The following is a 1,674-nucleotide window of genomic DNA, read 5'->3' on the forward strand; positions in this document are numbered from 1 at the left end:
GCTCGGTCAGTGGATCGAGGAGCGCTGCGTCCTGGCCAAAACCCACCGCGAAGGCGTGTCCGAGTTGTTCGCCGACTGGCGCGAATGGGCCGAGCGTGCGGGCGAGTACGTGGGCTCGGTCAAGCGCTTCTCCGAGCTGATGGCGACGCGCAAGTTCGAGAAGTGCCGCCTGCATGGCGGTGCCCGCGCCCTGGCCGGCATCAGCCTGAGGCCCAAGCCCCCGAGCGACAACTACCGCGGCGGCTATCCCTACCGAGACGACTGACGAGAGGCCGGGTGACGGATTTGACAGGTCCACTGATTAACCCCTCACGCGTGCGCGCGCACGCACGATAGGGAGATTTCCGGCAGACCTGTCGCATCCGTCACCCGCCTCCATGAAATGGAGTGAATGATGAGAACGACGATTCTGGCCCTCGATCTGGGTACACGCACCGGGTGGGCGCTGCAGCACCTGGACGGCACGATCACCAGCGGCACCGAGCAATTCAAACCGCAGCGCTTCGAAGGTGGCGGCATGCGCTTCCTGCGATTCAAGCGCTGGCTCAACGATCTGTACGCGGCGAGCCAGCACATCAACGCGGTGTTCTTCGAAGAAGTGCGGCGGCACGCGGGTGTGGATGCGGCGCACGCCTATGGCGGCTTCATGGGGCATCTGACCGCCTGGTGCGAGCACCACAACATCCCGTACCAGGGCGTTCCGGTCGGCACGATCAAGAAGCACGCGACCGGCAAGGGCAATGCGAGCAAGGAGGAAATGATCGCGGCAACGATTAAGCGCGGCTTAAAGGTTGCCGACGACAACGAAGCCGACGCGCTGGCACTGCTCTACTGGGCCATCGAGACGCAGGAGGTGTGAGATGAAGCTTCCCACACCCACCTACCGTTGTCCTCTGGGCCGCTTGCAGCCCGAGGCCACAAACCTTGAGGTCCTGAAGCAACGGGGTTGGCGCGACCAGCACATCCTGGTGGTCAACGCTTCCGACGAACGTCTGGACTTCATCGAGCGTGAGATCGTGCGACGCATCGGAGAACGTCTGTACGGACAGGGAGGGGCACGTCGTGGCTGACCGTCGCACTCCCTTGACGATTGAAGACGTGGCGGCACGCTTCGAGGAAGCCGCCACCACAGGACGTCGCCTGCCACCCGTGCGTGTGCAAGGCTACTTCAACACGTGGCCGGCCTTCGTGCGCAAGGAGTGGGAGGCCTTCGCTGCGAACGAGAAGGTCTACCGCCCATTCCCACCCAGCCCTGAAGCCATCGACCGCATGCTAGAGACGATGCGCTGGGTGCAGTGGCTCGATATTGAGCAACGCCACCTGGTGTGGATGCGGGCCAAGCGCTATGGCTGGCGCGACATCACGATCCGCTTCGCCTGCGACCGCACCACGGCATGGCGGCGTTGGCAGAAGGCACTGCAGACGGTGGCCGATCACCTCAACGGCGCAGTCTTGATGACGTAGTGATTTAGCGTGATTTGGCGGGCATGGCCTGGTGTCAGCGGGAGTCTGCGGCGTCGTGCGACATTGGCCCCTGCAACAGATTCACCGGTCCGGGGGTAATATTTCCGCTATCTTCTGGACAGCGGTGCAGGCAGCGGAGACGGCCCGAGGCAAAACGGGTCCTTCCTGCCGAAATCGCGATGCGGGGGGCGCGAGCGCGGCATTCGCCTA

Annotated in this window: 3 protein-coding genes and 1 pseudogene; all 4 read left to right on the forward strand. The window is 63.7% G+C overall.

Annotated features, from left to right (window positions below; all coding sequences use genetic code 11):
- Nucleotides 1-265, forward strand: a pseudogene (locus A6M56_RS21210) (phage/plasmid primase, P4 family); the annotation flags it as partial.
- A 129-nt stretch (nt 266-394) separates the two neighbouring features.
- Nucleotides 395-859 carry a crossover junction endodeoxyribonuclease RuvC gene (locus A6M56_RS21215; RefSeq protein ID WP_239883667.1) on the forward strand — a complete coding sequence of 155 codons (465 nt, stop codon included), beginning with the start codon at nt 395-397 and terminating at the stop codon, nt 857-859.
- Between the two features lies 1 nt (nt 860).
- Complete coding sequence (locus tag A6M56_RS21220) at nt 861-1,070, forward strand: hypothetical protein (protein WP_286758392.1); 210 nt, start codon at nt 861-863, stop codon at nt 1,068-1,070.
- Nucleotides 1,063-1,464: a DUF6362 family protein gene (locus tag A6M56_RS21225; RefSeq protein ID WP_286758393.1), complete on the forward strand. Its 402-nt coding sequence runs from the start codon at nt 1,063-1,065 to the stop codon at nt 1,462-1,464. The genes A6M56_RS21220 and A6M56_RS21225 overlap by 8 nt, the downstream gene beginning before the upstream one ends.
- The last annotated feature ends 210 nt before the right edge of the window (nt 1,465-1,674 follow it).

The organism is Ralstonia sp. RL (assembly GCF_001683835.1).
GTDB classification, from domain to species: domain Bacteria; phylum Pseudomonadota; class Gammaproteobacteria; order Burkholderiales; family Burkholderiaceae; genus Ralstonia; species Ralstonia mannitolilytica.